This is a genomic window from Streptomyces sp. NPDC058295, from assembly GCF_042880655.1.
Lineage (GTDB): Bacteria > Actinomycetota > Actinomycetes > Streptomycetales > Streptomycetaceae > Streptomyces > Streptomyces coriariae.
In genome coordinates this window covers 1-6,169 of the sequence record NZ_JBHVYO010000104.1, presented here as the reverse complement: position 1 = coordinate 6,169, position 6,169 = coordinate 1, and the positions used below count along the sequence as shown (strand labels likewise).

Annotated in this window: 9 protein-coding genes and 1 pseudogene; 3 read left to right on the top strand and 7 right to left on the bottom strand. The window is 68.1% G+C overall.

Going from position 1 to position 6,169, the window contains the following annotated elements; all coding sequences use genetic code 11:
- The first annotated feature begins 820 nt into the window (after nucleotides 1-820).
- Both ACFVYS_RS43665 and ACFVYS_RS43660 read left to right on the top strand, forming a co-directional pair.
- Entirely contained in the window at nucleotides 821-988 is a 168-nt protein-coding gene (locus tag ACFVYS_RS43665) for a hypothetical protein (protein ID WP_389511435.1), read from the top strand.
- On the top strand, nucleotides 985-1,323 hold the full coding sequence (locus ACFVYS_RS43660; RefSeq protein WP_389511434.1) for a nucleotidyl transferase AbiEii/AbiGii toxin family protein: 339 nt from the start codon (nucleotides 985-987) through the stop codon (nucleotides 1,321-1,323). Before ACFVYS_RS43665 ends, ACFVYS_RS43660 begins: the two co-directional genes overlap by 4 nt.
- Here ACFVYS_RS43660 and ACFVYS_RS43655 read toward each other — a convergent pair.
- The 6 genes from ACFVYS_RS43655 to ACFVYS_RS43630 all read right to left on the bottom strand — a co-directional run bounded on the left by ACFVYS_RS43655 (nucleotide 1,301) and on the right by ACFVYS_RS43630 (nucleotide 4,787).
- On the bottom strand, nucleotides 1,301-1,609 hold the full coding sequence (locus tag ACFVYS_RS43655; RefSeq protein WP_389511433.1) for a DUF6417 family protein: 309 nt from the start codon (nucleotides 1,607-1,609) through the stop codon (nucleotides 1,301-1,303). The genes ACFVYS_RS43660 and ACFVYS_RS43655 overlap by 23 nt on opposite strands.
- A 107-nt stretch (nucleotides 1,610-1,716) precedes the next feature.
- A complete protein-coding gene (locus ACFVYS_RS43650) occupies nucleotides 1,717-2,064 on the bottom strand; it encodes a hypothetical protein (RefSeq protein ID WP_389511432.1) in 348 nt (115 codons plus the stop codon).
- 200 nt (nucleotides 2,065-2,264) lie between these two features.
- A complete protein-coding gene (locus tag ACFVYS_RS43645; RefSeq protein ID WP_389511431.1) occupies nucleotides 2,265-2,417 on the bottom strand; it encodes a hypothetical protein in 153 nt (50 codons plus the stop codon).
- Between the two features lie 102 nt (nucleotides 2,418-2,519).
- The gene (locus ACFVYS_RS43640; protein ID WP_389511436.1) at nucleotides 2,520-2,747 is read right to left on the bottom strand and encodes a DUF6247 family protein; all 228 of its coding nucleotides are present in this window, start codon (nucleotides 2,745-2,747) and stop codon (nucleotides 2,520-2,522) included.
- A gap of 409 nt (nucleotides 2,748-3,156) precedes the next feature.
- Nucleotides 3,157-4,146, bottom strand: coding sequence for an aldo/keto reductase (locus ACFVYS_RS43635; RefSeq protein ID WP_256905229.1), 990 nt, complete (start codon nucleotides 4,144-4,146; stop codon nucleotides 3,157-3,159).
- A gap of 53 nt (nucleotides 4,147-4,199) precedes the next feature.
- Complete coding sequence (locus ACFVYS_RS43630) at nucleotides 4,200-4,787, bottom strand: flavodoxin family protein (RefSeq protein WP_389511430.1); 588 nt, start codon at nucleotides 4,785-4,787, stop codon at nucleotides 4,200-4,202.
- Between the two features lie 239 nt (nucleotides 4,788-5,026).
- On the opposite strand from ACFVYS_RS43630, the gene ACFVYS_RS43625 reads away from it, so the two are divergent.
- Complete coding sequence (locus ACFVYS_RS43625; RefSeq protein WP_389511429.1) at nucleotides 5,027-5,755, top strand: TetR/AcrR family transcriptional regulator; 729 nt, start codon at nucleotides 5,027-5,029, stop codon at nucleotides 5,753-5,755.
- A 230-nt stretch (nucleotides 5,756-5,985) separates the two neighbouring features.
- On the opposite strand, the pseudogene ACFVYS_RS43620 reads toward ACFVYS_RS43625, so the two are convergent.
- Nucleotides 5,986-6,169, bottom strand: a pseudogene (locus ACFVYS_RS43620) (XRE family transcriptional regulator); the annotation flags it as partial.

Below are 6,169 nucleotides of genomic sequence, written 5' to 3'. Positions count from 1 at the left end.
CATGACAGCGAGGCCGGAGACGCGCTGAGCCACGACACCGACGCCCAGCGCCGCCCGGTCGAGCAGAGGAAGCGCGACGACGAACACACCAGGAAGCCGGCCCGGTAGGGAAAGCGTGACAGCCCGCGGGCGCCGGCCGTCGATCATGTCCCGCGCCCGGCAGTCCGCGCGGCACGCGATCAGAGCGCAGTTCTGGTTCGATGCTCCGGTCAGGTCGAGCCGGCGCCTCCTGGCTGTTCGAGCACATCCAGCAGGTGAAGCTGCTGGAGATCCTTATTACGGTGACGACGACGGAGTCGGCGCCCCAGCCGGTGAAATGCTCGAAGGTGCCCATGAGTTGGGGCGAAAGCCAGCACAGCCGGGGCGAAGAAGTCCGGCCTGGTCACGGGCCGGATCGTGTGAGGTGACGACGTCGCGACCCGATGGGGACCAGGGCCGAGGACCCATTCGAGCCGACCCGTGGGGCAGGTCGACGCTGCCGCTGACGGCGCGGGTGCAGACCTCGACGATCGCACCCATCAGACGTCGTGGTACGGCGCTGTCGGCGCGATGCGGTTCTCGGCCCGCGGCGACCTCGTGACGGTGGAGGACCTCCCCGGTGGCCGGCCATCGGCCCCTCGTCACGACATACACGCCCACGACCGGCAGAACCGAGACGCCCACCGACGACGTCGCTCGCAAAAGCCGCTGCTCCTGCGTTCGGGGCTTTCGAGCTCCGGACGCCTTGAAGAACTAAGCTGGGTCTCACGGTTTTCCCGGGCAGACCGATCCGAGTGCAGGAGGGCCGACGGGTCTCGATGATGAGAAACTGCTGCTGGGCTTGTACCGAATCGTCCTGATCAACGGAAAACACGAAGACTTCACGCACTATCTCGACGCCTCACGGCTGGTTGCCTACTGGCCTGTACTGCGCAAGATGCTGGGTCGCGGGGTGCGCACCGACTGGGAAGACAGTTTTCCGCAGTTGCGGCCGGCAGCTGCCGCGTGACACTGCCCGACCTGCCCGAACACCACCGGCGCCTCCTGTCCGACGCCCTCACCGCAGGCCACCGCTACGGCCTCGCGCTGATGGGCGGCTACGCGGTCCAGGCTCACGGCATCGTCCACCGACCGAGCCAGGACCTCGACTTCGCCACCGAGCACCCCGCCTCCATGCGGGAGATCATCGACCAGCTGGACCAGGCTCTCAGCGGCCGAGGGTGGGATGTCACCGTCATCGACATCGCTCCGCTCAAGGCCCGCTTCCTCGCGACCGACACAGCCACGGGCGCCACCTGCAAAGTCGACCAGCATCGTCCATTTATGCCAGTGGCGTCATGTTGACGGCTGGAGGGGTATCACAGCCCTTGCAGCAGCTGGTTTTCCCCGGAGTTCGCCAGCCTGGCCCGGGGCGGGCCGTCACCCGAAAGTGAGTAACAGCGGGCGGCCTCACGACAGCCGAGCATGGGGTCAGAATCTGTGCCGGCCGCGGCCGGTCCTCGGCGGCTGTGCGCAGCACCCTGATCAGCTCGTACGCCTCGTCCAGCGTCAGCAGGCGCAGCCGTTCGGTGTCGTGCTCCATGGGCGCGAAGTCGATCTCATCAAGGTCAAGGTGTTCGTAGCCGTCCATGATCAGGGCAACGTCACAGACCGTCGGCAGGACACGGCAGGACAACCCCTGCAGCCCCGGACTGCCGGAGGTGTAGCCCGACCCTTCCCGGGCCGCGTAAGCGGCCTCTACTGGTAGGCCTGGTTCAGCGCCCAGATCGCCCAGACAATCACGGCCAGCGACAGCACAACGGCCGTCGTGCCGAGTGCGACTCCCGCCCGTGCCCGGGAGGGAGTCGCCTCCTCTTGGCGCCGCGCCCTGTGCAGCGCGACGAGGCCGGATACGACCGCACCGATCCCCGCAGGCACGATGAAGTACACGGGAAAGAACCGGACCCCGTTCGGGACCCAGGCAGGCAGAAACGGGCACATCAACATGGCGACGGCGGCAGCGCCCAGCACAATCGATGTCGTGCCCCTGTGCTTACGTGCCGTCAGCTGTTCGCTCGACCCGACTGTCTGCTCAACGGAACTCATGCTCCGGATGCTAGGCGGCGGGCACCGTGCTCCGCTTGGGCGCGAGTACCTAGATCGTTCTGAGTAGTCCGCAGTCGACGATGCTCGGTCAGCATCTGGCGCACCGACATGCGGCGGGCGGGGTTGAGGCTCTGTTCCATGTGGCCGACCGCCCGCAGCATCGCCGGCGTCGGCGTCGGTCGGGGCGTGCTCGCGGGCGGCTACCCGATCCAGACGACATCCAGAACAGACTGGCGCCGGGTCAGCCGGTTGATCACGTCGAAGACGGACAGCTGCCCGATGAAGGCGGCACGGACGTCCTCGCCTTCGGGGTCGCCGGCGTTCCACTGGGGCCAGCCCCACGGGGAACGCACGGCGTGTCCAGGTGTCGCGGACCATCTCCTTGGCGGGCGCGGGAAGCTCGGTGAGCACCTTTGCCGCCTGCGGGGACAGGCGTACCGTCCACGGCTGACCGTTCACCGGCGGGCGCCGAGGACGTCGTCCAGGTCCACGAAGCCGGACTCGTCGCGGCCCGAGTCCATGTAGGCGTCGACGGCCGGGGCCGCGGCGACCCGCAGCTGCCAGGTCCGCACGACGTCGTGCAGCGGGGTGAGGCTGTAGCTGTGACGGGAGTCCTCCAAGGCCTTCGCCCAGTCCCGCTCGAACGCCGGCACCCACGTGCCGGCGCGGCGTTCGGCACGCAGCTGCGCGAGCAGCTGGGCGGCGGCGGCCGGGGCGGCGGGGCGGGGGCTTGTTCGGGCTGCTGAGCCGAAGCTCAGTTGTTGTCACCTGCAGAGCCGGTTGAGCTGATGAATAAGACCGGTCGAAGCAGCCTGGCTGTCACCAATGAGGCACGTGACTTGTCACAAACGCTCATTCAGCAGCCTTTCTGTCACCACTAGCGAGACCGAAAGCCCATGACTGTCTGGGACGGTTCCATAAGGCCATGGCGGGGAGACGCGCTGGGCTGGAGACCACGTGCTCTGGGACCAGACTTTCAAAAAGCCCCGCCACGCTGCTTGCGGATCATGATCCGTAACCTGCGGCCGGGCGATGGACTGAGACACAGTGATCTGCTTCGGCGGTCTGTCCGCACTCGGAAGGAACCACATCTCAGGTCCAGGTGGGCACGTGCCCCCCGGCGTAGCGGGCGCCGAAGCCGCCGTGAGGCAGGAGCTCGTCGATGGTCTTGAGGTCGGTGTCGGTGAGGGTGAGGTCGGCGGCGCCGGTGTTTTCCTCGATGCGCTTTGGGCTGCGGGTGCCGGGGATAGGCACGATGTGCTCGCCCCGGGTCAGAAGCCAGGCCAGTGCGAGCTGGGAGACGGTGGCGCCCCTGGCCGCCGCGAGTTCGGCGAGCCGGTCGACGGCTTCGACGTTCTTCTCGAAGTTGCCCGGCTGCCAGCGCGGGTCGACGTTGCGTATGTCGCTGCCTTCGTACTGGCCGGCGGGCTTGGCGGTGCCGGTGATGAACCCGCGGCCGAGGGGAGAGTAGGCGACGAAGCCGATGCCGAGTTCGTCCAGGACGGGGAAGAGCTGCTCGACGTCCCGTTCGAACAGGGAGTACTCGGTCTGCAGGACGGAGACCGGCTGCACGGCGTGCGCCTTGCGGATCGTCTCGGGTCCGGCCTCGCTGAGGCCGAAGTACTTCACCTTGCCCGCGTCGATCAGTTCCTTGACGGTGCCCGCGACCTCCTCGATGGGCACTTCGGGGTCGACGCGGTGCTGGTAGAAGACGTCGAGGTGATCCACGCCGAGGTAGCGCAGGCTGTTGTCGGCGACCTTGCGGATGTTGTCGGGCCGGCTGTTGAGAGGGCCGCCGATCTGCTCCGGGGGCACGGACATGTCGACCCCGAACTTGGTGGCCAGGACCACGTCGTCGCGGAAGTCCTTGACCGCCCTGCCGACCAGGATCTCGTTGGATCCGGTGCCCCAGCCGTACATCTCGGCGGTGTCGAAGAAGGTGACGCCCAGGTCGTGGGCGCGGCGGAGGGCGGCGACGCCGGCCTCCGCGTCGGTGGGTCCATAAGCCATGGTCAGGCCCATCGCGCCGTAGCCGATCGCCGAGACCTCAAGGCCTTGGCTTCCCAGTGTCCGGTGCTGCATGACGCACTCCTCTGAAAGAAATCTGGAAGGTAGATTTCTGGCGACCCGTTGGATCAGTGCGCTGCGGCGGCCAGTCCGGCGCGGTGGATGCGGGTGTGCTCGGCGACGCGCCGGCCGAGGTGGCGGGCGGTGTTCAGGTCCGCGTCGTGGACCGCGGGGGTGTCGTTGAAGCTCTGCGCGCCGGCACCGAGGTAGAAGCCGAGGCGGTTGTCGTCCTGGGGGCTGGCGGTGGTGGTGTTCCAGCCCGGCAGAAGGTTCAGGCTCACCCAGAGCATTCCGTGCTGGGCCGCCAGGAGCGAGAGGTACTGCAGGGTGTGCAGCTTGTCGCCGCTCATGGAGCCGGAGTTGGTGAATCCCGCCGCGAGCTTGTCGCTCCAGGCGCGGGTCATCCACCGCTTGCTGCTGGCCTCGGCGAAAGTGTGGAACGCCCCGGACGCGGTGCCCATGTAGGTGGGGGTGCCGAAGATGATGGCGTCCGCGGCGTCCATCAGTTCCCAGTCAGCGTCGCTGAGGGAGGCGACGTCCACGGGCTGGACCTGTGTCCCGGCGATGGAGCGCGCGCCGTCCGCGACGGCCGTGGCGATCTGCGCGGTGTGGCCGTAGCCGGAATGCGACGCGATGACGATCGAGATATCGGACATGGGTGTTCCTCTCCTGCCGCGACGGCGGCGTGTTCGGTGGTGGTCCGGCGGACGACGCGTTGCCCGCTGCGGCGGTCGGCCGCACTGCTCCACGAGTGAGGGCCGACGGCCCCGGCCGGGGTGCGGCGCATGCCCAGATGTCGCGGGCCAAGGCCGACCACAAGAGCGTGGATCGTCGTTCCGGTTAAAACCGTAGCACCGATAAGGCGACGATACGCAAAATCGGATATCGTTGTTCCATGAACGAGGGACGACGCGCCGCGCGGCGCCAGGTGTTGCAGGTGGCCGCCAAGCTTTTGGAAGAGGGCGGCAGCGAGGCCGTCTCCACCCGCGCTGTCGCCGCCGCCGCAGGCATCACCGCCCCCGCGCTGTACCGGATGTTCGACGACAAGGACGGCCTCCTCGCCGAACTGGCCGCCTACGGGTTCGAGATGTACCTGGCCGAGAAACGCGAAGCGCTGGCGCTGACCCCCGACGACCCGGTGGCCGACCTCTACCGCGGCTGGGACCTGCACGTCGACTTCGGAGTGCGGCACCCCGCGTTCTACATGCTCATGTACGGCACAGTGCAGCCCGGGCGGCGGCCCCCGGCCGCGGACGAGGCGCACGCCCTGCTGGTCACACTGCTGGGCCGGGCGGCCGAGGCCGGGCGCCTTCGGGTTCCGGTGGCGCAGGCGACCCGCGTCATCCACGCGGCGACAACGGGCGCCACGCTGGCGCTGATCGGCGAAGAGCCCTCGGAGCGGGACCTGACCACTTCCGCACGGCTGCGGGACACCGTCATCGCCTCCCTCACCACGGACTCGCCCGCCTCATCCGGGTCGGACCTGGCCTCGCGCGCACTCGCCCTCGACGCCGCACTGGAAACCGCGCTCACCACCAAACCCGCGGCTGCCGACGCGGGGTTGACTCTGCGAGACACCGAGACGGCGTTGCTCCGCGAATGGCTTCAGCAGCTGGCAGGCTGAACCGGGCCGCCTGCTCCGCAGGGGTGGGCGTTCAATCACGGAGGTCGGCTGTAAGGCCCTCCAGCAGTTGGCTGCCTTTCGCCACGAGCCAGATCATCCAGCCGTACGCACCTCACGACCTACGTCGCCATAAGGGCTTGCAGTCCGGCCGGTGACAACAAGCCTGCCTATGTGACAACTATCGCGCTTCGGCTCAGCGGGGATGGGCAGATCTCTTTCCGTCGGCGTCATCAGTAGTCCAGGTCGAGGTAGTCGATGTCGTTGATCTCGACGTCGCTGAGGCCCAGGGCGCGCACTCCGCCGTCCTGGAAGTAGATGCCCTTGAAGCCTTCGGCGATGATCGCGCGCATCTCCTGGTCGCCGGCGCCCTGGTCGCGGGCGTCGAAGAGGCGCTGGGCGTAGGCCGGGGGGAGG